This window comes from Brevundimonas sp. (assembly GCF_023259385.1).
In the GTDB taxonomy this organism is placed as follows: domain Bacteria; phylum Pseudomonadota; class Alphaproteobacteria; order Caulobacterales; family Caulobacteraceae; genus Brevundimonas.
Genome location: NZ_JAHFPF010000025.1, coordinates 1 through 21,241, shown reverse-complemented (window position 1 = coordinate 21,241; position 21,241 = coordinate 1). Strand labels below are relative to the sequence as shown.

The window sequence follows — 21,241 nt, the reverse complement described above, 5'->3', positions numbered from 1 at the left end:
CCCCATCAGGTATGGTTACCGAATCGGAGCGTGGGAGCTGATCGACACACAATGGCCGAGGCGGACATCGCCTATGTCGCGACCGCGGGCGCCGCGGGCCTCGCCCTGGCGCTCAGCGCTTGGGCCGCGCGGCTGCGTGGGCGGCTGGCCGATCGCAACCGCGTGCTCGAGGCGGCCATGGGCCGCGCCCACGCCGACATCTCCGCCCGAGACGGCGCGCTGGCCGCCTTCGAGGACGTGCGCATCGCCCTGACCCCGGGCGGCGGCGCCGACCGGCTGGGGTCGCCCGCCACCTGGGACGTGATCGTCCGTGATCTGATGACGGACTCGGATGTGGTTGCCTCCGACCCTGTCCTGGTCGTGCTGGACGCCGTCCGCGCCGCCGCCGGCGCGCGCCTGGACGGCCTGATCGACCGGGGCGAAGCCTTCGACGCCGTGCTGGAGGGCCAGTCCGGCGCCTGGGCCGTGGAAGGGCGCTCGGCCGCGGGCGCCGCCTGGCTGCGCCTGTCGCGTCTGGGCCTGATCGGCACGGCGGCCGAGAGCGGCCTGGGCCTGCTGGCCGACTACTATCCGGCCCCGACCTGGGTGGTCGATGCGGGCGGACGCCTGGCCTGGGCCAACCGCGCCTGGCTGGCCGAGATGAAGGTCGAGACCGCCGAGGCCGCCCGCGACAAGGGTCTGACCTTCGACCGCGGGGCCGACGCCATCGTCGCCGAGGCGGGGCGCCTGCATCAGCGTCAGGAAGGCTTCCGCTGGACCACGGGCGGCGGTCGCCGCCGGGCCTGGCGCATCGTGGCCGAGCCCGCGCCGGGCGGCGGCGTGCTGGCCTTCGCCCTGGACATGACCGAGGCGGAAGAGACGCGCGACACCCTGCGCCGTCACGTCGAGGCGCATGACGAGACCCTGAACCACCTCGCCGACGCGGTCGCCATCTTCGGCCCGTCCAAGCGGCTGGCGTTCCACAACACCGCCTTCCAGTCCCTGTTCAGCCTGGACCCCGCCTGGCTCGACGAGCGCCCGACCCACGCCGAACTGCTGGACCGCCTGCGTCAGCGCCGGCTGCTGCCCGAGGTCGTCGACTACGCCGGATGGAAGGCGCGCGAGCTGGACTTCTACGGCGCCGCGGCCGCCGCCCCGGACGACAGCTGGTCCCTGCCCGACGGCCGCACCCTGCGCATGGTGCGCCAGCCCCACCCGCTGGGCGGCGTCTTGCTGCTGTTCTCGGACATCACCGACGAGCTGAAGCTGCGCAGCCGCTTCAACGCCCAGATCCAGGTCCAGACCGCCACCCTCGACAAGCTGAACGACGCCGTCGCCGTGTTCGGGTCGGACGGCCGCATCCGCCTGCACAACGAGGCCTTCGAGACCTTCTGGGGCGTCAGCGGCGACCAGCTGCGCGCCGCCGGCGACTTCGACGCCGTCGCGGCCCTGTGCCAGACCACCATGCCCGACCCCAGCCTGTGGCTCGGCCTCAAGGCCCGGGTCGCCGACCCGGATCCGGAAAGCCGGGTGCCGATCTCCGGCGAGGGCCGCACCGTCGACGGCCGCGTCGCCTCATGGCAGACCCGTCCCCTGCCGGACGGCGCGACCCTGGTCGCCTTCTCCGACGTCACCGCCCGCCGCGACCTGGAGCAGGCCCTGGCCGCCAAGGCCCAGGCGCTGGAGGAATCCACCGCCCTGAAGCGCGAGTTCGTGGGCAGCGTCTCCTACGAGCTGCGCACCCCCCTGACGACCATTGTGGGCTATTCCGAACTGCTGGAGCTGCAGGGCGAACTGCCCGAGCGCAGCCGTCAGCACGCGGGCGCCATCCGCGTCGCCGCCAGCCAGCTGGCCAGCTCCATCGACGACGTCCTGGACATGGCCCAGATCGACGCCGGGGAGATGGAGCTGACCCTCGGCGACGTCCGGGTCTGCGACCTGCTGGATACGGCGGCCGACAAGGTCCGTGCACGGATCGAGGGTCGAGGCGCGACGCTGACGGTCGCTTGCCCGGCCGGGCTGCGCCCCATCCGCGCCGACGCCCAGCGGGTCGGTCAGGCGCTGGAACACCTGCTGGACAACGCCGCCCGCGCGGTGGGCGACGGCGGCGGCGTCAGCCTGATCGCAGAGGGCGCGCCGGCCGAGGTCCGCATCCGTGTGGAGGACACCGGACGGGGCATTCCCTATCACCTGCAGGCCCATGTCTTCGACCGCTTCGTCCGGCGCGAGCGCGGCGGTCCGGGCGTCGGCCTGGCGCTGGTGAAGGCGCTCGTCGAGCTGCACGGCGGCTGGGCCGAGGTCGAGAGCGAGCCGGGCAAGGGCGCCGCCTTCATCCTGCATCTGCCGCTGGAAGCGGCGGGCGTGGCGGCCGCGCCGGAGTTGCGGCTCGGCTAGTTTGGTATAGAGCGGCGGAACACCTCTGGATTTCGCCCATGGCCAAGCTCCTCAAGACCGCCCTCATCTATGATTTCGACGGCACCCTCGCGCGCGGCAACATGCAGGAGGTCACCTTCATTCCGTCGATCGGGATGGGGATCGGCGACTTCTGGGCCGAGGCGGAAGCCCTGACCAAGGCCGCCGACGGCGACGGCATCCTGATGTACATGCAGTTGATGCTGGCCCACGCGCGCCAGAACGATGCGCCGATCACCCGCGACACCCTGCGCGAGCACGGCCAGGACGTGAAGCTGTTCGACGGGTTGAAGAACGATCTGACCGGCAAGGGCTGGTTCGACCGCATCAACGCCAAGGGCGCCGAATACGGCCTGGAGATCGAGCACTACATCATCTCCGCCGGGCTGGAGGAGATGATCGACGGCTGCCCGATCCGGGACGAGTTCCACCACGTGTTCGCGTCCAAGTTTGTCTATGACGAGCACGGCGTCGCGATCTGGCCTGCGGTGGGCGTCAACTACACGACCAAGACCCAGTATCTGTTCCGCATCAACAAGGGCGTGCTGAACCACTGGGAGCACGACAAGATCAACAAATTCATGGCCGACGAGGACCGGCCCGTGCCGTTCGAGCGGATGATCTTCCTCGGTGACGGGGACACCGACGTCCCGACCATGAAGATGATGCACACCAAGGGCGGCTTCTCGATCGCGGTCTACGACCCGCGCTTCAACGAGAAGGATCAGAAGAAAATCTACTCCCTGATCTCCGAGGACCGGGTCAATTTCGTCGCTGCCGCCGACTACCGCGAGGGTTCGGCGCTGGACCTGATCGTCAAGGGCCTGATCGGCCGTATCGCCATCAACGCCGGGACGATGCCGGACGGGGTGTAGTTCTCCCTGCCCTCCTGGGGAGGGAGGGCGAGCGATGCGAGGCCGGGTGGGGCGCCCTCGCAAGGAGAAACTGCCCCGTCGTCCCCCGCCCTGTCGTCGCTTCGCGCCGACATCCCCCCAAAGGGGGAGGGAGAGTCTTACAGCCTACCCTCGCACCCTGTTCCGCTCCCGGACGAACGCGACGAAGGCCGCCAGCGCCGGCGGCGCATGTCGCCGCGACGGATAGTAGAGGAAGGGCCCGTCGAAGGGCGGCAGCCAGTCCTCGAACAGGGACACCAGCCGTCCGTCGGCGATGTCGTTGCGCGCCCAGGCCTCGAAGGTGGCGAAGAAGCCCAGCCCGTCCAGCGCCGCGGTCCGGGCCATTGAGGCGTCGCTGATCGTCAGGGGCCCCTGCGGCTGGATGCGGACTGTCCGCCCGTCCTTCTCGAACTCCCACGCCATGACCCCGCCGGGCAGCCGCATCCGCAGGCAGGGCAGGGACGCCAGATCCTCCGGGCGTTCCGGCCGCCCGACCCGGTCCAGCAGCGCGGGCGCGGCCACCAGCACGAACCGCTCCGGCCCGCCCAGCGGCACGGCGATCATGTCCTTGTCCAGCCGTTCACCATAGCGCACGCCCGCGTCGAAGCCCTCGCCGACCACGTCGGTGAAGGCGTTGTCGATCACGATCTCCATCTGCACGCCCGGGTGGGTTGCCAGGAAGGGCGCGATCAGCGGCCCCAGCGCCGTATCCGCCGCGCCCGGCGCATTGATCCGCAATCGCCCGACCGGCGCGTCGGCCGGCAGGCCGGTCGCCGCCACCGCCTGAGCCAGATCCTCCAGCGCCGGACCGATCCGCGCCATCAGCGCCTCCCCCGCCTCGGTCGGGCTGACGCTGCGGGTGGTCCGGTTGAGCAGCCGGACGCCCAGCCGATCCTCCAGCGCCCGGACGCGCTCGCTCAGGCTGGACGGCGACACCCCCGCCTCGGCCGCCGCCCGGCGGAACCCGCGATGGCGGATCACCGCGGCCAGCAAGACCAGATCGTCGTAGGAGGGATTCATTGTTCGCTATTCCGAACGGCTCATGCGGACATTGGCGGATTATCGAACGGCGGGGAAGGGCGCACATATCGCTCCACCGATAAGGAGATCCTCGATGACCGCTTCCCTCCCTACCCGCCGGCTCGGCCGCACCGGTCCTGAAACATCCGCCCTCGGCCTCGGCTGCATGGGCATGTCCGGCATGTATGGCCCTGCCGACCGCGCCGAGAGCATCGCCACCATCCATGCAGCCCTCGACCAGGGGATCACCCTGCTCGATACCGGCGACTTCTACGGCATGGGCCACAACGAGATGCTGATCGGCGAGGCCCTGAAGGGCCGCGACCGCGACGCCGTCATCCTCAGCGTCAAGACCGGCGCCCTGCGCGACCCCGACGGCGCCTTCAACGGCTACGACAGCCGTCCCGAGGCCCTCTACAATTTCGTCGCTTATTCTCTGCAGCGGCTGGGGGTGGACCACATCGACATCTATCGCCCGGCCCGCCTGGACCCGGCTGTGCCGATCGAGGAGACCATCGGCGCGCTGGTCCGCATGGTCGAGAAGGGCTGGATCCGGCTTATCGGCCTGTCCGAGGTCGGGGCGGAAACCATCCGCCGGGCCGCCGCCATCGCTCCTATCGTCGATCTGCAGATCGAGTATTCGCTGATCTCGCGCGGCATCGAGGATGACATCCTGCCGACCTGTCGCGAGCTGGGCGTCGGCGTCACTGCCTACGGCGTGCTGTCGCGGGGCCTGATCAGCGGCCACTGGTCCAAGGACCGCGCGCTGGGTCGGGATTTCCGCGCCATGAGCCCGCGCTTCCAGGGTGAAAACCTGGACCGCAATCTGGCCCTGGTGGACGCCCTTCGCGGCGTCGCCGAGGGGCGCGGCCTCACGGTCGCCCAGGCGGCCATCGCCTGGGTGGCGGCGCAGGGCGATGACATCGTCCCGGTCATCGGCGCCCGCACCCGCGAGCGCCTGACGGAGGCGCTGGGCTCGCTCGACGCCGTCCTGACGCCCGCCGATCTCGCCGCGCTGGAGGCCGCCGCGCCCAAGGGCTCGGCCGCCGGATCCCGTTATCCGGAAGCCCAGATGAAGCACATGGACAGCGAACGCGGCTGAGGTTGCATCCAAAGGCTCTCCCGGCGACGACTACTCCATGAAGGCGGATGGTCCGCCGGGGAATTCCAGATGCTTCATCGAATGGCCGGACTTCTGGCCGCCTTCGTCTTGCTGGCCTTCGGGGGCGTGGCGGCGGCTCAAACCGTGACCGAGCGCCCTATCGCGGGCTTCCCGCACGCGGTCCTCTATACCGTGGGCCAGGCCCCGAAGCCTGTGGTGGTCATCCTCCACGGCGCGGACGGCAATGACGAGGCGAGCACCCGCTTCGGCCCCATCCTGGCCCGCATGGGCTATGCCGCCGTCGGCCTGCCCTACTATTCGCCGAACTGGGGCGAGTATGGTCCGCCGCCGAAATTCCCAGACCTGCCGGGCAGCTTCATCGACATCCGCGTCGACCAGATCGCCGACCTGCGCGAGACCCTGAGCGGCATGCCGGGCGCTGACGTCGAGCGCTTCGGCCTGTTCGGCGCCTCCAAGGGGGCCGAGTTCGCCCTGATCGCCGCCAGCCGCTATCCGTGGATCGACAGCGTCGTCGCCTACGCCCCCACCGACGTGGTCTGGGAGGGCTGGGGTCTGGAAATGGTGGAGGCCGAGGGCACGCGGTCGTCCTTCTCATTCGGCGGCCAGGCGCTGCCCTTCATGCCCTATCGCGGCTTTGTCGAGGGCCTGCTGGCGGGGCCCGCCGCCGACCTGCGCGCCATCCACGCCAACGGCCGCGCCGATCATCCCGAGAAGGAGGCTGCGGCCCGCATTCCGGTCGAGGCCTACCCCGGCGCCCTGCTGCTGATCGCAGGCGGCAAGGACGCCCAGTGGGATTCAGCCGCGGCGGTGAGCAACATCGTCCGTTCACGGAGCGCAGCGGGTCTTGAGACCACCGCACTGGTCTATCCGGACGCCGGTCACGACCTGGTCGGCGACGGCGGGGTGCGTCAGGCGAACCGCAGCGGCGGGTCGCCTGAGGCCGATGCGGCGGCGCGCCAGGACGCCTGGCCCCAGGTCGTGGCCTTCATGACGCGAACCCTGGCGAACTAGCGCCCGCCGGCTCTCAGGAAGGCGGCGCGGGCCGCCGCGAAACGCGAGGGGGTCAGTCCGCGCAGGCTGGACTGGCCCTTTCGTTTCAATCCCGCCTCCTGCCCTTTCGACCAGGCCACGTCGGCTTCGATGGCGACGCCCTGGGCGATGTCCACCACCTGCACCTGGGGCGGCAGGGCCAGCTTGCGGTCCAGACGAACCTTCAGTCCGGCGCCGGACACGTCCCCGATCAGACACGGCATCTCGAGCCCGGCCGCGCCGACGATCCCGCGCGCATTGGCGGGCGAGCGCGGTTCAAAACGGCGGTCCTGGGAACTCATGCGGACACCGTGACCGGCAATCGGTTTCGATCCAGTTTCACCACCACGTCCGCGCGCACGCCGCCGTCGATCATATGGCGGGTCAGGCGTTCGAAGGCCTGGATGAAATCCGCGATCCGGCCGCGTTCTATCTCGCTGAGCGCCCGGCCCCTTAACGTCTCTTCCTGCTCGCAGCGCCAGTCCAGGACCACCTCGAACCCCGGCGCTTGGAGGAATACGCGCGCGTCCAGCCGCTCGGCCAGCGCCCGGTAGGTCCCGCCGGTGAAACCGCTCACGGCCCTGCGCCAGACACTGTCCGAGTCCTGGTCCCGTTCGAGCGGGTTCAGGGGCTCGATCAGGGAAGCGTCGTCCTGGGCGACCGCGCCGAGGCACCATCCGTCGATCAGGATCGCCGCCGGCCGTCCTCTGAAAGGCGTCCAGTCCTGTTCGGGCGCGCGGTCGTCCGTCAGCTTGTCGAAGGCCGGGATCGGGGTCGTGTCGTCCGGCCCCGCCGCGGACAGGCTCGTCACCGTCCGCTCCAGCAGCCTCAGGTCATGAGTCCCCGGTGGTCCCCGGACCGCGAACAGGGGATGGAGCTTCCGCGCCATGGCCTCGCGTTCGGCCCGGGTCAGGTAAGCGTCGTCCAGCGAGATCTGCACCGCCCCGAAGGCCTTCGCCGCGGCCCGCGCCAGAGCCGTCTTGCCCGAGCCCTGCGACCCGGCGATCCCGATCAGGGGCGGACGATCCTTCGGTCCGGCGGCGATCAGGCCGCCGATCAGCGCGACCAGATCGGGCCGGGCGTCGGTCAGTGCTGGTTTTCCGGCAGCCGCACGATCAGGCCGTCCAGATCGTCCGACACGCGGATCTGGCACGACAGGCGGCTGTTTGGCTGGACGTTCTCGGCGAAGTCCAGCATCGACTCCTCCATCGCCGAGGCCCTTCCGGTCTCGGCGGCGAAGGCCTCGTCGACGTAGACATGGCAGGTCGCGCAGGCGCAGGCCCCACCGCAGTCGGCGTCTATCCCGGGCACATTGTTCCGGATCGCGCCTTCCATGACGCTGAGGCCGTTCTTGACCTCGACGACGTGCTCGCGGCCGTCATGCTCGATGTAGGTGATCTTCGCCATTGATGGGCTGCTAGCAGACTATGAACGGGCGACATAGACCCAGGCGACCCGCCCGGATTGCAGTGTCACGAGGATGCGGTGGTAGTCGTCGACCTCATAGTCGTCAGCGGCGCGAAGCTCGGCTTCGGTGATGTGGAAAACCGTGCCGTCGATCCGCCCGCCGCCATCGGCCGTCGGGCGGACGATCGGATGATGAGTCAGGCCGCTTTCGGCGATGACTTCCGGATCGGTGATTTCGACCAGGGTGCGGTCATAGCCCGGCAGGGCGTCCACCGAACCGTCCAGCCGCCGCCCGAAGTTCGCCTCCTGCACCCGCGGATCCTGAAGGGTGCCGTAGGAGAAGAGGAGAGCTTCGGTCATCCGGATCAGGCCGAGGCCTTTTCCTTCTTGCGGCCCGGCGCGACCATCAGCTTCTTGGTCTTGGCGATGGCCTCGGCCGGGTTCAGCCCCTTGGGGCAGACCTGGGCGCAGTTCATGATCGTATGGCAGCGGTAGAGCTTGAACGGGTCCTCAAGGTCGTCGAGGCGCTTGTCCGTCGCGTCGTCGCGGCTGTCGGCGATCCAGCGGTAGGACTGCAGCAGGGCCGCGGGACCCAGGTACTCTTCCTGGTTCCACCAATAGCTGGGGCAGGAGGTCGAGCAGCAGGCGCACAGGATGCACTCGTACAGGCCGTCCAGCTTGGCGCGGTCTTCCGGCGACTGCAGGCGTTCCTTCTCCGGGTCCGGCTCGTCGGACTGGAGATAGGGCTGGATCGAGTCGTACTGGGCGTAGAACAGGCTCAGGTCCGTCACCAGATCCTTGACCACCGGCTGGTGCGGCAGCGGCCCGATCGAGATCGTGTTGGACGCGCACTCGTCCATGCCCTTGGTGCAGGCCAGCGCGTTGCGCCCGTCGATGGTCATCGAGCAGGAGCCGCAGATGCCTTCCCGGCACGACCGGCGGAAGGCCAGGGTCGGGTCGATCTCGTTCTTGATGTGGATCAGCGCGTCCAGCAGCATCGGGCCGTGGTCGTCGGCCGAGACCTCATAGACGTCCCAGCGCGGGTCGGCGTCGACCTCGGGGTCGTAGCGATAGACCTTGTAGGTCTTGACGTTCTGCGCGCCGGCCGGGGCCTTGTGGACCTTGCCGGTGGTGGGCTTGGAGCCGCGGGGGAGAGTGAGCTGGACCATCTTCAGTAAACCCGCGCCTTGGGCTCGATGTACGAGACATCGTCCGACATCGTGTAATTGTGCACCGGACGGTAGTCGATCTTGGTCTGGTCGCCCGGCGTCTTCCAGGCGAGCGTGTGCTTCATCCAGTTGACGTCGTCGCGATCCGGGAAGTCCTCGCGGGCGTGGGCGCCGCGGCTCTCGGTGCGGTTCAGGGCGCCCTCGATCGTGACCAGAGCCTGATCGATCAGGTTGTCGTACTCGAGGGTCTCGACCAGATCGGTGTTCCAGATCAGACCGCGGTCCGTGGTCTTGATGTCCGCGCCCTGGGCATGGATGGCGCGCAGCTTGGCGACGCCTTCTTCCAGGGTCTTGCCCGTGCGGAACACGGCGGCGTCCGACTGCATGGCGCGCTGCATCTCGATGCGCAGCTTGGCGGTCGGGGTCGAGCCGTCGGCGAAGCGGAAGCGGTCCAGGCGGGCCAGGTGGCCGTCGGTCGAGGCCGCCGGAGCGTCCGGAACGGCGCCGGCCTTGTCGACGATCTCGCCGGTGCGCAGGCCGGCGGCGCGGCCGAACACGACCAGGTCGGTCAGGGAGTTGGAGCCCAGACGGTTGGCGCCGTGCACCGAGACGCAGGCCGCCTCGCCCACGGCCATCAGGCCCGGAACCACGCTGTCGGGGTTGCCGTCGCGCAGGGTCAGGACCTCGCCGTGATAGTTCGTCGGGATGCCGCCCATGTTGTAGTGGACGGTCGGCAGGACCGGGATCGGCTCCTTGGTCACATCGACGCCGGCGAAGATCTTGGCCGATTCCGAAATACCCGGCAGGCGTTCGTGCAGGATCGCCGGATCCAGGTGATCCAGGTGCAGGAAGATGTGGTCCTTCTTCGGACCCACGCCGCGGCCTTCGCGGATTTCGATGGTCATGGAGCGGCTGACCATGTCGCGCGGGGCCAGGTCCTTCACGGTCGGCGCATAGCGCTCCATGAAGCGCTCGCCTTCCGAGTTGGTCAGGTAGCCGCCTTCACCGCGGGCGCCCTCGGTGATCAGGCAGCCGGCGCCGTAGATCCCGGTTGGGTGGAACTGCACGAACTCCATGTCCTGCAGCGGCAGGCCGGCACGCAGCACCATGGCGTTGCCGTCGCCGGTGCAGGTGTGGGCGCTGGTGGCCGAGAAGTAGGCGCGGCCATAACCGCCGGTCGCCAGGATCACCATCTTGGCGCGGAAGCGGTGCAGGGTGCCATCGTCCAGCTTCAGGGCCGTCAGGCCGGTGCAGACGCCGTCCTGCATGATCAGGTCCAGGCCGAAATATTCGACGAAGAACTCGACCTCGCGACGGACCGACTGGCCGTACAGGGTGTGCAGGATGGCGTGGCCGGTGCGGTCGGCGGCGGCGCAGGTGCGTTGCACCGGGCCTTCGCCGTAGTTGCGGGTCATGCCGCCGAAGGCGCGCTGGTAGATGCGGCCGTCATCGGTCCGGCTGAAGGGCACGCCCCAGTGCTCCAGCTCGTAGACCGCCTTGGGGGCCTCGCGGACCAGGTATTCGATGGCGTCCTGGTCGCCCAGCCAGTCCGACCCCTTGACGGTGTCGTACATGTGCCATTTCCACGAGTCCTCGCCCATGTTGCCCAGGCTGGCGGAGATGCCGCCCTGGGCCGCGACGGTGTGCGACCGGGTCGGGAAGACCTTGGTCACGCAGGCGACCTTCAGGCCCTGCTGGGCGGCGCCCAGCGCGGCGCGAAGGCCCGAGCCCCCGGCGCCCAGAACCACCACGTCATAGGCGTGATCGATGAATTCGTAAGCAGCCGCCACCGATCAGGCTCCGATACCAGCCGGCAGCGGGGCCGAACCCAGCGCCAGGCGCACGATGAAGAAGACGCTGGCCGCGGCCAGAGCCAGGAAGACGAGGTTCAGGCCGCCGATCGCTAGGGTCTTGGCCAGCGGCTTGTGGATGTAGTCCTCGATGATGACTTTCCACGCCAGGCTGGCGAAGAGGAACAGCGTCAGCAGGGTGAGGATCAGCAGGCCCGCGTTCAGCGGACTGGCGAACCAGGCCAGCAGATCGTCGTAGCCGGCGCCCGCCAGGGTGAAGACGCTCGAGACGACCCACAGGCCGAGCGGCATCAGCAGCGCCAGGGCGACCCGCTCGGTCAGCCACTCGCCGGCGCCGTGGCGCTCGGAGATCTTGACGTGGTTCTTGAACTTAGCCGGACCGCTCACAGCGAGACCCTCCCGGTGGCGAACAGCAGGACCCAGAACAGCACGGCCAGCGGGATCGGCCCCCAGACGGCGATGTTCGACAGCAGGTTGGCCGACTTCAGGGACAGGCCGTTGCCGGTGTCGTTGAACAGGTGGCGCGCGCCGTTCAGCAGGAAGGAGAACAGCACCACCGTCAGGCCGAAGCCGATGAACAGGCCGAACGGCGAGCCCAGCAGGGCCGACACGCCGGCATAGGCTTCCGGTCCGCAGGCCAGGGCGGCCAGCCAGCCCACCGCGATCGCCGCGCCGACGCTGATCGCACCGATGGTGACCCGGAACAGGATCGAGGCCGTCATGGTGACGTGCCAGCGCCAGATCTGGAGGTGGGGAGACAGGGGCCGGATGCGGCCATTGGGCTGACGCACGAAACGGCCGGTCTTGTCGGTCGGATCGTTGGAGGCGTCGCCCGGCAGAGGGGAGCTCGACATATTGCGAATGGTTCTCAAAAACCTGAGCGAAATCAGGCGCTCGAAATCGGTGAACAGGCTTTAGTCAGCGGCGGCGGGGGGGTCAACGCGGCCAAGGTCGAGTTGCGCTCTCAGACGCGTGATCGGGGCGCCCGGCGTCCATCACGATTTCGCGTGTGGCGCTTCTGCACTAGGCGCGGCGGCCCACGCGCGGCAGCTTCCTTTCATGTCGGGGTTCATCGTTCTCGCCTTCGCGGGCGCGCTGCTGCAGCAGGCCGCGCCGCATCCGTCCACGCTGGCGCAATATTCGGCGCCGGCGATCCGGCCGTTCGAGCCGGCGTCCGACTTCGGTCGCGAACGGGCCCAGGGCGACGCGGAGACGGAGGCGCACCGCCGCCCGCTGGACGCACCGGTCTCGGTCGAGGCCTATGTCCGCTCTTATGAGTATTCGCCCGGCGATACCGAGACGGCCTATGACCAGGGCGTGGCCGCGGCGGAAATCCGCGTCGATCAAAGCGCCGGCGCCATGGACGGCCGCTGGCGGGTCTCGGACGATCAGGGCCGGGTCCTGTTCGGCCTGGTGCTGGATGACGACGGCCGCGGTCCGGTCGAGGGCGGCTGGCGCGGGGCGACGGGCGCGGGCGTGGCCACGGCGGAGGGCGGAACGGTGACGCTGGACGGGCTGGGCGCGCTGATGCTGGAGTCCGCGGGTCGTGACTGGCGCGGGACCCTGACCGAAGGCGGCCGCACCCGGACCGTGACGGTCAGTCGGGCGAACTGAGTCTGAGCCGCGATACGGCGGCCTGCAGGCCGGACGCGCCATAGGGAACCGCCGGGCCCCGGCCCCAGACCGGATCAGGCCACAGGGCGTCGTCATGGCGACGACCGACCACATGCACGTGCAACTGGGCCGTGACGTTGCCGAGGGCGCCGACGTTCAGCTTCTGCACCGGTCGTCCCGCGGCCTCGCCCAACAGCCGCACCGCCTCTCCCGCTTTCAGGATCTCGTCCATCAGGACAGCCCGGTCGGCCGTGTCGAGATCTTCCAGTTCGTGCAGGCCCGTCCTGCGCGGGATCAGGATCAGCCACGGAAAGCGGGTGTCGTCCTGCAGCCGGACCTGACACAGCGGCCAGTCGAGCACGATCACGGAGCCGACGTCGAAGGCGGGGTCGGCCTTGAAGGAAACGGTCATGACGCCTCGGTCGCCCGTCGCGGCCGAGGCGTCAAGCGGAACGCCTAGACCATTTTTGCTTCAGGTCGGAACGACCTGAATCCAAAAAATGGTCCAGCATCAAACTGGAGCGAAATCTGAGCCGAGTTGGACTGCGTCCAACTCAACCGATTTCGCTCTAGTTCAACGCATAGACGACGCAGGCCCGATCGGTCAGTTCGCGCAGCGGCGGCTGCAGCGCGAGGCGGGCCGCCTCGATCTGGGTCTCGTCGGGCGCGACGCCCGGGCGAGGCGGCGGCGGAGGCGGCGGAGGGGGAGCCGGCGACGCGTAGCCGGCGATACGGTTTCCGGTCACGACGGCTTCCTGCACCGTCGTGGCGTCTTCCGTGCCCGATCCATAGGACGGCCATCCGGCGAGGACATCCGTCTGGCAGGCCCGGCCGGTCGGGTCGATGACCCTGACCCCGCCGAGACTGGTTCCGGCGTTCTCGGCCGCAGCGCGAGCCCTGCGAGCCGCGTCCTTGACGGCTTCAGCCTGAAGCCAGGTTAGGATCGCATTGTCCGGCTGCAGGCCGAAACCGACGGCGCTGACCGAGGTCGGCTGCGAGGCGATGACGGTCGCGTAGACCCGTTCCAACACGGCGACATCTCTTATGGTCACCGACACCGAGGCGTCGGATTGATAGCGGGCGATGCGGTCGGCGCGGACGTTGTCGCGCATGACGCCGTTCTCGTCGCGATACTGATCATAGATGGGCCGGGTGGTGATGGTCGTCTCGACCCGGACGGTGTCGGCGCCGTAGGCGCCCAGCGCCTGGCTGAGGGCGCGGACCTGATCGGCCGCCTTGCGGGAGGCTTCCGTCGCGGTGCGTTCCACCGACTGGAAGGTGGCGCCGAAGCTGGCCCGGTTGGCCTGCACTTCGGTTCGCACATAGCCGACCGAGGCGATGACCGGATCGCGCATCCACCAGGGTGCGGGCACGTAGCGGTCGCCGATGGAGGCGGGCGGCGTCTGGGCGAGGGCGGTCGCGGGGGCGATGATCGGCGCGAGGCTGGCGAAGGTGAGGAGGATGGCGGTTAAACGGCGCATTCGAAAACTCCCTGTTACACCCCGACCTGATCCCTGAAACCGGCCAGGGTAAAGGGGCGAAGGGCAATCGTCAGGCTCCGTCAGGGTCTATGCGGACTATAAAAATTATCTATCGATCATTCGCCTCTGCAATGATTGACTTTGTGCATCGCACGCGTCATTTCGCGGCTGCGGCGCCGCTCCCCCGGCGCTCCGGATTTCCATCCTTCAAGCTTATCCAGGAGAACAGCGATGCTGGGCGTCGGTCAAAAACTGCCGGAATTCAAGATCATCGGCGTGAAGCCGGGCTTCAACAGCCACGAAGAAGGCGGCGTCTCGGCCTTCGAGCCGATCACCAACGAGAGCTTCGAAGGCAAGTGGAAGGTCATCTTCTTCTATCCGAAGGACTTCACCTTCGTCTGCCCGACCGAGATCGCCGAGTTCGCCAAGCTGGGCAAGGACTTCGCCGACCGCGACACCATCGTTCTGGGCGGCTCGACGGACAACGAATTCGTCAAGCTGGCCTGGCGCCGTGACCACGCCGACCTGAACGCCCTGCCGATCTGGCAGTTCGCCGACAACGGCGGCAAGTTCGCCCGCGAACTGGGCGTCCTGAACGAGGAAGAAGGCGTCGCCCTGCGCGCCACCTTCGTGGTCGATCCGCACAACGTTGTGCAGCACGTCTACGTCACCAACCTGAACGTCGGCCGTGCGCCGGCGGACACCCTGCGCGTCGTCGATGCGCTGCAGACCGACGAGCTGTGCGCCTGCAACCGCCCGGTGGGCGGCGAGACGCTGGCGGCGTAACTGTAACGCCCGTGTTTCCCTGACAGGCGGCGGCGCAAGTCGCCGCCTGTTTCGTTTTGTGAACGCGCCGGCCTTTGGCCTATCGGAGCGCGACCACACATGAGGGCGCTGTCCGGCCGTCGGCGCGGATGGCGGACCTCACCTCCAGGAAGGACCCCGAACCATGTCGATCGACGCCCTGCGCGACCTCATTCCCGCCTACGGCAAGGATATCTCGCTGAACCTGTCTTCCCTGGCCGCCGAGACGGTGCTGAACGACCAGCAGAAATGGGGCTGCTTCCTGGCCTCGGCTCACGCCATCGGCGTGGCGCCGGTGGTCAAGGCGATCGAGGCCCAGGCGGCCACGATCCTGTCGCCCGAGGCGATGAACGCGGCCAAGGCCGCCGCCGCCATCATGGGCATGAACAACATCTACTACCGCGCCCTGCACCTGATGAAGAACCAGGAGTACACGACCATCCCGGCCAAGCTGCGGATGAACGTCATCGCCAATCCGGGCGTCGACAAGATGGACTTCGAGCTGTGGTCGACCGCCGTCTCGGCCATCAACGGCTGCGGCGCCTGCCTGGACGCCCACGAGGGCGAACTGCGCAAGCACGGTGTGCCCAGCACCCAGGTCCAGGCCGCCCTGCGCATTGGCGCGGTGGTCCACGCCGCCAGCCGCATCGTGGCGTCGGAAGCGGCGCTGGCCTGAACCTAGGCGGTGACGGGGGCGGCCCAGTCCGTCCCCTTCAGCGCGGCGGCGTAGGTTCGGCTGACTGGCGCCGTCGCTCCGTCCGACAGGACCAGTTCGCCCCGCCCGCTCTTCCAGCGCGCGGTCTCGACGCCGGTCCGGGCCACCCACCATGAGCGATGGGTGCGGAACCCGTCGCAGGCGCCCAGCGAGTCCAGGGCGTCGCCGAACCGCATCAGCACCAGATCGGATCCGGCCTCGGTGCGGACGCGCAGATAGTGGTCCTCCGCCTCGACGGCGATGAGACGCGCCCGCGCCAGGCGCGGCGGAAGCTTGACCCGAATGGCCGGCGGCGCGGCCCCATCGGAGACGGGCGCGGGGGTCTGCTTGAACGCCGTGCGCACCAGCCAGGCCAGGCCGACGACGGCGATGTTGACCGTCAGCACGCTGGGCATGCCCCAGATCAGCTTTGCGGGCTGAAACGTCGCGCCCCACAGGACCACCGGCAGCATCGCCACCCAGAGGGTGATCGGCGGCGTCATGGCGATCAACTGGGCCAGGACGAACAGGCGCGGTCGGCCGGGAAGCCGCCGCGCGACCCACGGCTCGATCATGGCTGCGATGACGCCGCCGCCGACCAGGGCGAATTGCCAGAAAAGGTAGCGCTGAAGCTTCGGGACGTTTTCCGAGTCAAACGCCGAGGTGGCGGCGAGGAACCACCCGAGCAGCATCAGGCCGATCAGCTCGACGATCCCCGAGCGGCCGATGCGCAGACGCCGCATGCCCTGTTTCACGCCTTCGGTCGTCACGCCCTGCTCCGTTCACGAAGCGGATCGGGCCGTTCGCGAAATCAAGGCTGACACGCCCGGTGCGGGCGTTTCAAGCGGGCTGCATGTTTTCCCGGAGATCCCTCATGCAGCGCGTGGCGACCACGACCCTGTTTGGCCTGCTGGCCCTGATGTGCCTCGCCGTCGCCCTGTTCAGCGCCCGCTTCCTGCTGCCGTCGCCGGTCATGGCGGAATCTATGGCGACGCATCTGCAGGCGCGGCCGATCATCTTCCTGGCGCATGTGGCGGGCGGAGTGACGGCGCTGGCCCTGGGCGCCTTCCAGCTGGTCACCTGGCGCGGTCCGCGAAGGGCGTGGCACCGCATGGCGGGCCGGGTCTATGTGGTCGCCTGCCTGGTCGGCGCGCTCGCCGGCCTCGGCCTGGCGCTGACCACGTCGGCGGGACCGCTAGCCGGCCTAGGGTTCGGCTTGCTGGCCGTGGTCTGGCTCGCGACCACGACGCTGGCGTGGCGCAAGGCCGTGGCCGGGGATTTCGCCCAGCACCGGCGCTGGATGATCCGCAGCCTGGCCCTGACCTTCGCGGCGGTGACGCTCAGGATCATGATCCCGCTGTCGATGATGAACGGGCTGGATTTCGCGATCGCCTATCCGGCCATCGCCTTCCTGTGCTGGGTTCCGAACCTGATCGTGATCGAGTTGTGGCTCAGATTGTGGGGCTGGGACGCTACGCCTCCGGCGCCTCGGGCCCGTAGTGGATATACCGGATGAATCGATAGAACTGATCCTGCATGACCGCGTCCACGCCGTCGGCGTAGGCCCCCAGGCCGGGCCCGCGGACGACATAGGTCATCACGATCTCCCAGCCGGCCCCGCTCGGGCCGCCGGTCCAGCCGATCCCCCAGTTGGCCAGTGTGGCCTTGCCCTTGAGCGGTCCCAGAGCCGCGTCGATCAGGACCCCGGTCTCCGGATCATATTCATAGACGGCGCCGTGCTCGAACGCCGACCCGTCCGGCATGGCCTCGCAGAAGCAGGTCCCAGGGTCCAGGGACAGGTGCAGATTGTGAGAATCGCCGCTGTAGGTGTGGGCGGGGTTCCACCAGTTCCCGATGTCCTCGACCGAGACGATCAGGTCCTCCTGGGTGGTCTCCAGGGTCGATACATAGCGCAGGACGAAATGGTCGGCGCCGCGTTCGACGACCTCGGCGGCGGCCGGCGTGGCGAACGCCAGCACGGCGACGGCGGCGAGCAGTGACTTGAGCATGATCGATCCTCCCGCCGCCATCGGGCGACGAACGGCGGTATTCGTCAAGTCACAGTCTGGCGTCAGGCGGGCGTGAAGGTCAGGGGCGCGCCCCAGAACTGGCTGACCAGTTCCGACTGCGGTCCGGCCTTGCCGCTGGTCAGGAAGTCGCGGCGGCCGGAACCGCCCAGCACATATTCCGGATGCCGTTCGAAATAGCGGTCCAGGGCGTCGGCCACGGCGGTGGGCTGGTGGATCAGCGACGTCCCGGGCGGCAGGGCGGCGGCGAAGATCTCGGCCACGATCTCATAGTGGGTGCAGCCCAGGATGGCCTTGTCCGGATGACGGCCGATGCGGCGGCGCAGGGCGTCGACATGGTCCCGGACCACGACCTCGAGCTCCTCGGCCGGGGCGCCCAGTTCGATCAGGCCGGCCAGGCCGGGGCAGGGCTCGGAGAAGACGGCCAGATCCTCGCGCCGCTTGTCGATCTCGATCTCATAGACCCGGCTCATGGCCGTGGCGGCGGTGCAGAAGACGCCGGTGATCTCGAGCGCCTCGATCTTGTCGCCCAGACGTTCGGCCTCATAGGTCCAGGGCAGGCCGGTGGCGGCCTCGATCGTCGGCACGATGATGCCCAGCACATTGACCGGGCGGCCGTGGCGCGCGCGCGCCTCGGGCACCCAGGTCTGCTGCAGGCGGCGCAGGGCGATGGCGCTGGCGGTGTTGCAGGCCAGGACGATGACGTTGGCCCCCGCCTCGAACAGGCGTTCGCAGCCCGCGCGGGTCAGATCGACGATCTCCTCGCCGCCCCGGCCGCCGTACGGGGCGTTCGCCTGGTCCGCCAGATAGACGAAATCCCGCTCGGGAAAGCGTCGGGTCAGTTCGCGGTGAACGGTCAACCCGCCCACGCCGGAGTCGAAAACGCCAATGGCCATGGGCGCGCTTTAGCCGCGCGGCTCCGCGCCGTCCATGGCTGGAGGTTACAGGGCGTTCATGTGACAGTCCGCCTCCTGCGGGCCTAGGGTCCCGGAAACGAACCGCCGCTACGGAGTTCCCATGCAAAGACGTCAACTTCTCATCGCCGGAGGGAGCCTCATGGCCCTGACCGCCACCGCCGGCTGCGCCGCCGGCACGGCCCTGGGCGCCAGCGCCTCCGCCGGGAGTCTCGAAGCGGACGCTCGGGTCGCCCGCGCCGTCCTGCCGGTGCAGACCCCGCGCGCGGAACTGCTGCAGCCCTGGACCGGCCCCTACGGCGGCGTGCCCCCGTGGGACAAGGTGACCGCCGCCAAGCTGCGCGAGGCGCTGCTGGAAGGCATCGAGCTGCAACGCGCCGACTACAACGCCATCGCCGACAACGCCGAGGCCCCGACCTTCGCCAACACCCTGGTAGCCATGCAGATGGCGGGCGAGCCGCTGGATCTGGTCGGCAACATCTACGGCGTCATGACCTCCAACATCGGGTCGGACGACTACAATGCGGTCGACACCGAGCTGTCGCCGCTGCTGTCCGCCGCCGGCGACGAGATCAGCTTCAACGCCAAACTGTTCCAGCGCGTGAAGACGGTCGCCGACAACGCTGACGCCATGGGTCTGACCGCCGCCCAGAAGCGCATCGCGACCCGCAGCCGCGACAGCTTCATCCGCTCGGGCGCGGCGCTGGACGCCGCCGGCAAGGCCGAGCTGGGCCGGATCAACACCGCCCTGGCCAACGCCTTCACCGCCTTCAGCCAGAAGGTCGTGGCCGACGAGAACACCTGGACGGTGATCCCCAACGAAGCCGGCGTCGCGGGCCTGCCCGCCTCGAACAAGGCCGCCGCCGCGGCGGCCGCCCGCAATCGCAACCTGCAGGGCTGGGCGATCATCAACACCCGCTCCAGCGTGGATCCCTTCCTCAGCTTCGCCGATGACCGCGCCCTGCGTGAGGTGGTGTGGCGCAAGTTCGTGAACCGTGGCGACAACGGCGACCGCAACGACACCAACTCGACCATCGCCGAGATCGTGCGCCTGCGTCAGCAGCGCGCCCGCCTGCTGGGCTACCGCAACCACGCCGAACTGCGCATGCAGGACACCATGGCCAAGACCCCGGCCGCGGCGATGGAGCTGATGAACCGCGTCTGGGCTCCGGCCAAGGCCCGCGTCACCGAGGAAGTGGCGGACATGCGCGCCATCGCCGGGCACGACATCGAGCCGTGGGATTATCTCTATTATTCGGAGAAGGTCCGGAAGCAGAAGTACGACCTCGATCAGAATGAGCTGAAGCCGTATTTCGAGCTCAACAATGTCCGCGCCGGCTCGTTCGAGATGGCGCGCCGCCTGTATGGCTTCACCTTCGAGAAGCTGGCGCCGGGGACCGTGCCGGTCTTCCACCCGGATGTGGTGGTCTATGAGGTCAAGGACGCGGGCCGTCCGATCGGCCTGTATTACACCGACGACTACGCCCGCGCGGGCAAGCGGTCGGGCGCCTGGATGACGACCTACCGGTCGCATTCGACCTTCGACGGACCGAAGAACACCCTCGGCTCGAACAACAACAACTTCATCAAGGCCGAGGGCGGCGAGCCGATCCTGATCTCGCTGGACGACGCCGAGACCCTGTTCCACGAGTTCGGCCACACCCTGCACGCCTATTCGTCCAATGTGGTCTATCCGGCGCTGGGCGGCACGCCGCGCGACTTCGTCGAGTATCCCTCGCAAGTGCACGAGCACTGGGTGCTGAGCCGTCCGATCCTGAACGGCTACATGAAGCACGTGCAGACCGGCCAATCGATGCCGCAGGCGCTGTTGGACAAGGTCGAGGCCGCTTCGACCTTCAACCAGGGCTACGCGACGGTCAGCTACCTGTCCTCGGCGCTGGTCGATATGGACCTACACACCCAGGCCACGCCGCCGACCGACATCGACGCCTTCGAGAAGGCCTCGCTGGAGCGTTACGGCATGCCCAAGGAGATCGTGATGCGGCACCGCCTGCCGCAGTTCAATCACCTGTTCACGTCGGACAGCTACTCGGCCGGGTATTATTCGTACCTCTGGTCCGAGACGATGGACGCCGACACCTGGGCCTACTTCGAGGAGTCGGGCGATGTGTTCAATCCGGACATCGCGCGTCGCTTCAAGGAGATCATGCTTGCCCCGGGCAACACTGTGGATCGCGCCGAAGCCTATCGCGCCTTCCGTGGCCGCGACCCGGACGTGCGGGCGCTGCTGAAGGTGCGGGGCTTCCCGACCTCCTGACGGCCCGGCCGCAGGGCGACCGGACGAAAAGAAGAGGGCCGGCGGATCATCTCCGCCGGCCCTTTTTGCACCTCATGCCCGGGATCACGCCGGCCAGGCGGGGGCGACCATGGCCTGCGGGCTGTCGCTGCGGCGGGCGCGGGCGTAGTCGTCCTGACGGGCTTGCGGCAGCTGACGGATCGCTTCGCGCTGGATTTGCCGGATGCAGACGGCGCTGGGCGTCCGGCGCGAAGACGTCACGCAGGCGTCGCGGGCGGCGGCGGCCACGCGGGCGTCGAACGCCGCCGCGCCGGCGGGCGTCGACAGGTCCAGACCGTTGGGGGACACGCGGATGCTGTCCTGGGCGGCGGCCGGAGCGGCGGCCAGCAGAGTGAAGGCGGCGAGGGTAAGCAGGGTCTTGGTCATCGGATCATCCTCCTGTCGCGGGGAGCGGCGACGACAAGTCAGATGATGGTCTCATATGACGAGCGCCAGACGACAACCGTGATGATTCAATGATCCGAGGCCGAGAATGGTGAAGCTGAACATAAGTCTGACTTATGTCAGGACGGGAGCCGCCGAAGCGGCTCCCGTTTACCGATCAATA

24 protein-coding genes are annotated in these 21,241 nt (G+C 68.6%); 9 read left to right on the top strand and 15 right to left on the bottom strand.

All coding sequences use genetic code 11. The annotated features are described in order from the left end of the window. The first annotated feature begins 51 nt into the window (after nucleotides 1-51). Together Q0C81_RS03365 and Q0C81_RS03360 are read left to right on the top strand one after the other, a co-directional pair. Nucleotides 52-2,373, top strand: coding sequence for an ATP-binding protein (locus Q0C81_RS03365; protein WP_291833520.1), 2,322 nt, complete (start codon nucleotides 52-54; stop codon nucleotides 2,371-2,373). Nucleotides 2,374-2,411: 38 nt separating this feature from the next. Beyond that, the gene (locus tag Q0C81_RS03360) at nucleotides 2,412-3,266 is read left to right on the top strand and encodes an HAD family hydrolase (RefSeq protein ID WP_291833517.1); all 855 of its coding nucleotides are present in this window, start codon (nucleotides 2,412-2,414) and stop codon (nucleotides 3,264-3,266) included. A 144-nt stretch (nucleotides 3,267-3,410) separates the two neighbouring features. Here Q0C81_RS03360 and Q0C81_RS03355 read toward each other — a convergent pair whose 3' ends face one another. Next, nucleotides 3,411-4,304 carry a LysR family transcriptional regulator gene (locus tag Q0C81_RS03355; RefSeq protein ID WP_291833514.1) on the bottom strand — a complete coding sequence of 298 codons (894 nt, stop codon included), beginning with the start codon at nucleotides 4,302-4,304 and terminating at the stop codon, nucleotides 3,411-3,413. Nucleotides 4,305-4,398: 94 nt separating this feature from the next. On the opposite strand from Q0C81_RS03355, the gene Q0C81_RS03350 reads away from it, so the two are divergent. Both Q0C81_RS03350 and Q0C81_RS03345 read left to right on the top strand, forming a co-directional pair. Beyond that, entirely contained in the window at nucleotides 4,399-5,406 is a 1,008-nt protein-coding gene (locus Q0C81_RS03350) for an aldo/keto reductase (protein ID WP_291833511.1), read from the top strand. Nucleotides 5,407-5,475: 69 nt separating this feature from the next. Further along, nucleotides 5,476-6,438, top strand: a complete 963-nt coding sequence (locus Q0C81_RS03345; protein ID WP_291833509.1) for an acyl-CoA thioester hydrolase/BAAT C-terminal domain-containing protein — start codon at nucleotides 5,476-5,478, stop codon at nucleotides 6,436-6,438. Here Q0C81_RS03345 and Q0C81_RS03340 read toward each other — a convergent pair. Genes Q0C81_RS03340 through sdhC form a run of 8 tightly spaced genes read right to left on the bottom strand, consistent with a single transcriptional unit; the run spans nucleotide 6,435 to nucleotide 11,604 of the window. Beyond that, nucleotides 6,435-6,758, bottom strand: a complete 324-nt coding sequence (locus tag Q0C81_RS03340) for a PilZ domain-containing protein (protein WP_291833506.1) — start codon at nucleotides 6,756-6,758, stop codon at nucleotides 6,435-6,437. The two genes, Q0C81_RS03345 and Q0C81_RS03340, sit on opposite strands and share 4 nt — an antisense overlap. Next, on the bottom strand, nucleotides 6,755-7,609 hold the full coding sequence (locus tag Q0C81_RS03335; RefSeq protein ID WP_291833503.1) for a kinase: 855 nt from the start codon (nucleotides 7,607-7,609) through the stop codon (nucleotides 6,755-6,757). Before Q0C81_RS03335 ends, Q0C81_RS03340 begins: the two co-directional genes overlap by 4 nt. Beyond that, the gene (locus Q0C81_RS03330; RefSeq protein WP_291833500.1) at nucleotides 7,543-7,863 is read right to left on the bottom strand and encodes a 2Fe-2S iron-sulfur cluster-binding protein; all 321 of its coding nucleotides are present in this window, start codon (nucleotides 7,861-7,863) and stop codon (nucleotides 7,543-7,545) included. The genes Q0C81_RS03335 and Q0C81_RS03330 overlap by 67 nt, the downstream gene beginning before the upstream one ends. An 18-nt stretch (nucleotides 7,864-7,881) precedes the next feature. After that, nucleotides 7,882-8,223, bottom strand: coding sequence for a gamma-glutamylcyclotransferase family protein (locus tag Q0C81_RS03325; RefSeq protein WP_291833496.1), 342 nt, complete (start codon nucleotides 8,221-8,223; stop codon nucleotides 7,882-7,884). Between the two features lie 5 nt (nucleotides 8,224-8,228). Beyond that, nucleotides 8,229-9,032 carry a succinate dehydrogenase iron-sulfur subunit gene (locus Q0C81_RS03320; protein WP_291833493.1) on the bottom strand — a complete coding sequence of 268 codons (804 nt, stop codon included), beginning with the start codon at nucleotides 9,030-9,032 and terminating at the stop codon, nucleotides 8,229-8,231. A gap of 2 nt (nucleotides 9,033-9,034) precedes the next feature. Next, nucleotides 9,035-10,822, bottom strand: a complete 1,788-nt coding sequence (gene sdhA, locus Q0C81_RS03315; protein ID WP_291833491.1) for a succinate dehydrogenase flavoprotein subunit — start codon at nucleotides 10,820-10,822, stop codon at nucleotides 9,035-9,037. A 3-nt stretch (nucleotides 10,823-10,825) separates the two neighbouring features. Further along, nucleotides 10,826-11,230, bottom strand: coding sequence for a succinate dehydrogenase, hydrophobic membrane anchor protein (sdhD, locus tag Q0C81_RS03310; RefSeq protein WP_291833488.1), 405 nt, complete (start codon nucleotides 11,228-11,230; stop codon nucleotides 10,826-10,828). Next, the gene (gene sdhC / locus Q0C81_RS03305) at nucleotides 11,227-11,604 is read right to left on the bottom strand and encodes a succinate dehydrogenase, cytochrome b556 subunit (protein ID WP_291833523.1); all 378 of its coding nucleotides are present in this window, start codon (nucleotides 11,602-11,604) and stop codon (nucleotides 11,227-11,229) included. Before sdhC ends, sdhD begins: the two co-directional genes overlap by 4 nt. Nucleotides 11,605-11,902: 298 nt before the next feature. Here sdhC and Q0C81_RS03300 point away from each other — a divergent pair, with 298 nt between their 5' ends. Then, on the top strand, nucleotides 11,903-12,457 hold the full coding sequence (locus Q0C81_RS03300) for a hypothetical protein (RefSeq protein ID WP_291833484.1): 555 nt from the start codon (nucleotides 11,903-11,905) through the stop codon (nucleotides 12,455-12,457). Here Q0C81_RS03300 and Q0C81_RS03295 read toward each other — a convergent pair. Both Q0C81_RS03295 and Q0C81_RS03290 read right to left on the bottom strand, forming a co-directional pair. Further along, nucleotides 12,441-12,869, bottom strand: coding sequence for an HIT domain-containing protein (locus Q0C81_RS03295; RefSeq protein WP_291833481.1), 429 nt, complete (start codon nucleotides 12,867-12,869; stop codon nucleotides 12,441-12,443). The genes Q0C81_RS03300 and Q0C81_RS03295 overlap by 17 nt on opposite strands. 157 nt (nucleotides 12,870-13,026) lie before the next feature. Next, the gene (locus tag Q0C81_RS03290; RefSeq protein ID WP_291833479.1) at nucleotides 13,027-13,938 is read right to left on the bottom strand and encodes an SIMPL domain-containing protein; all 912 of its coding nucleotides are present in this window, start codon (nucleotides 13,936-13,938) and stop codon (nucleotides 13,027-13,029) included. A 231-nt stretch (nucleotides 13,939-14,169) separates the two neighbouring features. On the opposite strand from Q0C81_RS03290, the gene Q0C81_RS03285 reads away from it, so the two are divergent. Both Q0C81_RS03285 and Q0C81_RS03280 read left to right on the top strand, forming a co-directional pair. Then, nucleotides 14,170-14,724: a peroxiredoxin gene (locus tag Q0C81_RS03285; protein WP_291833476.1), complete on the top strand. Its 555-nt coding sequence runs from the start codon at nucleotides 14,170-14,172 to the stop codon at nucleotides 14,722-14,724. Nucleotides 14,725-14,887: 163 nt separating this feature from the next. Further along, nucleotides 14,888-15,418 (top strand): carboxymuconolactone decarboxylase family protein, encoded by a 531-nt coding sequence (locus Q0C81_RS03280; protein WP_291833473.1) that lies wholly within the window; start codon nucleotides 14,888-14,890, stop codon nucleotides 15,416-15,418. Between the two features lie 2 nt (nucleotides 15,419-15,420). Here the strand turns inward: Q0C81_RS03280 and Q0C81_RS03275 are convergent, their stop codons facing one another. Then, nucleotides 15,421-16,206 carry a LytTR family DNA-binding domain-containing protein gene (locus tag Q0C81_RS03275; RefSeq protein ID WP_291833470.1) on the bottom strand — a complete coding sequence of 262 codons (786 nt, stop codon included), beginning with the start codon at nucleotides 16,204-16,206 and terminating at the stop codon, nucleotides 15,421-15,423. Nucleotides 16,207-16,310: 104 nt separating this feature from the next. Here Q0C81_RS03275 and Q0C81_RS03270 point away from each other — a divergent pair, with 104 nt between their 5' ends. After that, nucleotides 16,311-16,952, top strand: coding sequence for a DUF2306 domain-containing protein (locus Q0C81_RS03270; protein WP_291833466.1), 642 nt, complete (start codon nucleotides 16,311-16,313; stop codon nucleotides 16,950-16,952). Here Q0C81_RS03270 and Q0C81_RS03265 read toward each other — a convergent pair. Further along, on the bottom strand, nucleotides 16,909-17,445 hold the full coding sequence (locus Q0C81_RS03265) for a hypothetical protein (RefSeq protein ID WP_291833463.1): 537 nt from the start codon (nucleotides 17,443-17,445) through the stop codon (nucleotides 16,909-16,911). The two genes, Q0C81_RS03270 and Q0C81_RS03265, sit on opposite strands and share 44 nt — an antisense overlap. A gap of 62 nt (nucleotides 17,446-17,507) precedes the next feature. After that, nucleotides 17,508-18,359, bottom strand: coding sequence for a glutamate racemase (locus tag Q0C81_RS03260; protein ID WP_291833461.1), 852 nt, complete (start codon nucleotides 18,357-18,359; stop codon nucleotides 17,508-17,510). A gap of 121 nt (nucleotides 18,360-18,480) precedes the next feature. On the opposite strand from Q0C81_RS03260, the gene Q0C81_RS03255 reads away from it, so the two are divergent. Beyond that, nucleotides 18,481-20,655 carry a M3 family metallopeptidase gene (locus tag Q0C81_RS03255; RefSeq protein WP_291833458.1) on the top strand — a complete coding sequence of 725 codons (2,175 nt, stop codon included), beginning with the start codon at nucleotides 18,481-18,483 and terminating at the stop codon, nucleotides 20,653-20,655. An 84-nt stretch (nucleotides 20,656-20,739) separates the two neighbouring features. Here Q0C81_RS03255 and Q0C81_RS03250 read toward each other — a convergent pair whose 3' ends face one another. After that, nucleotides 20,740-21,060, bottom strand: coding sequence for a UrcA family protein (locus tag Q0C81_RS03250; protein WP_291833455.1), 321 nt, complete (start codon nucleotides 21,058-21,060; stop codon nucleotides 20,740-20,742). Nucleotides 21,061-21,241 lie beyond the last annotated feature (181 nt).

Bases quoted from the DNA above. Each gene is read 5' to 3' on its own strand.
- Q0C81_RS03365 (WP_291833520.1), top strand. From the start codon at position 52: ATGGCCGAGGCGGACATCGCCTATGTCGCGACCGCGGGCGCCGCGGGC.
- Q0C81_RS03320 (WP_291833493.1), bottom strand. From the start codon at position 9,032: ATGGTCCAGCTCACTCTCCCCCGCGGCTCCAAGCCCACCACCGGCAAG.
- Q0C81_RS03255 (WP_291833458.1), top strand. From the start codon at position 18,481: ATGCAAAGACGTCAACTTCTCATCGCCGGAGGGAGCCTCATGGCCCTG.
- Q0C81_RS03360 (WP_291833517.1), top strand. From the start codon at position 2,412: ATGGCCAAGCTCCTCAAGACCGCCCTCATCTATGATTTCGACGGCACC.
- Q0C81_RS03265 (WP_291833463.1), bottom strand. From the start codon at position 17,445: ATGCTCAAGTCACTGCTCGCCGCCGTCGCCGTGCTGGCGTTCGCCACG.
- Q0C81_RS03250 (WP_291833455.1), bottom strand. From the start codon at position 21,060: ATGACCAAGACCCTGCTTACCCTCGCCGCCTTCACTCTGCTGGCCGCC.
- Q0C81_RS03350 (WP_291833511.1), top strand. From the start codon at position 4,399: ATGACCGCTTCCCTCCCTACCCGCCGGCTCGGCCGCACCGGTCCTGAA.
- Q0C81_RS03340 (WP_291833506.1), bottom strand. From the start codon at position 6,758: ATGAGTTCCCAGGACCGCCGTTTTGAACCGCGCTCGCCCGCCAATGCG.
- Q0C81_RS03325 (WP_291833496.1), bottom strand. From the start codon at position 8,223: ATGACCGAAGCTCTCCTCTTCTCCTACGGCACCCTTCAGGATCCGCGG.
- Q0C81_RS03355 (WP_291833514.1), bottom strand. From the start codon at position 4,304: ATGAATCCCTCCTACGACGATCTGGTCTTGCTGGCCGCGGTGATCCGC.
- Q0C81_RS03300 (WP_291833484.1), top strand. From the start codon at position 11,903: ATGTCGGGGTTCATCGTTCTCGCCTTCGCGGGCGCGCTGCTGCAGCAG.
- Q0C81_RS03285 (WP_291833476.1), top strand. From the start codon at position 14,170: ATGCTGGGCGTCGGTCAAAAACTGCCGGAATTCAAGATCATCGGCGTG.
- Q0C81_RS03270 (WP_291833466.1), top strand. From the start codon at position 16,311: ATGCAGCGCGTGGCGACCACGACCCTGTTTGGCCTGCTGGCCCTGATG.
- Q0C81_RS03290 (WP_291833479.1), bottom strand. From the start codon at position 13,938: ATGCGCCGTTTAACCGCCATCCTCCTCACCTTCGCCAGCCTCGCGCCG.
- Q0C81_RS03295 (WP_291833481.1), bottom strand. From the start codon at position 12,869: ATGACCGTTTCCTTCAAGGCCGACCCCGCCTTCGACGTCGGCTCCGTG.
- Q0C81_RS03260 (WP_291833461.1), bottom strand. From the start codon at position 18,359: ATGGCCATTGGCGTTTTCGACTCCGGCGTGGGCGGGTTGACCGTTCAC.
- Q0C81_RS03330 (WP_291833500.1), bottom strand. From the start codon at position 7,863: ATGGCGAAGATCACCTACATCGAGCATGACGGCCGCGAGCACGTCGTC.
- Q0C81_RS03345 (WP_291833509.1), top strand. From the start codon at position 5,476: ATGCTTCATCGAATGGCCGGACTTCTGGCCGCCTTCGTCTTGCTGGCC.
- Q0C81_RS03280 (WP_291833473.1), top strand. From the start codon at position 14,888: ATGTCGATCGACGCCCTGCGCGACCTCATTCCCGCCTACGGCAAGGAT.